The sequence below is a fragment of the Gilvimarinus gilvus genome, from assembly GCF_030518155.1.
GTDB lineage: Bacteria > Pseudomonadota > Gammaproteobacteria > Pseudomonadales > Cellvibrionaceae > Gilvimarinus > Gilvimarinus gilvus.
Map to the genome: position 1 here is coordinate 1 of NZ_JAULRU010000383.1, position 391 is coordinate 391.

At 63.9% G+C, this 391-nt stretch carries 1 protein-coding gene; it reads left to right on the plus strand.

Annotated features, from left to right (window positions below):
* A partial coding sequence (locus tag QWI17_RS06680; RefSeq protein ID WP_302721753.1) for a DUF748 domain-containing protein occupies nucleotides 1-391 on the plus strand: 391 nt, incomplete at both ends.

Consider the following 391-nt stretch of genomic DNA (forward strand, 5'->3'; position numbering starts at 1 on the left):
AGCACTGGAAAAGGACGGCCAGCTCGACTGGCAGAAGCTGTTCGCCAGCCAACCGGCCAAAGCCACGCCGAAAGAAAAGGCCGAACCGGCTGCCGCCGGCCCTGCGCCTGAGCCGCAATCGGCCAACGAACCGGCCAAGCCTTGGCAGGTATTGCTCAAGGACGTGCAACTGCGCAACTACCTGGTGCACCTGGCAGATCGCAGCCAGAAAGAACCGGTAGCGCTCGATGTCGGCCCGCTAAATGTCGACCTGCAAGGCTTCGACAGCCTCAACCAGGCCCCCTTTACCCTCAAGCTCGATACCGGCGTAGGCAAGCAAGGCAAGCTGCAGGCCGCCGGCCAGGTGAACCTGGCGCCCATCCAGGCCAAGCTCGACGTCAGCACCCGCGAC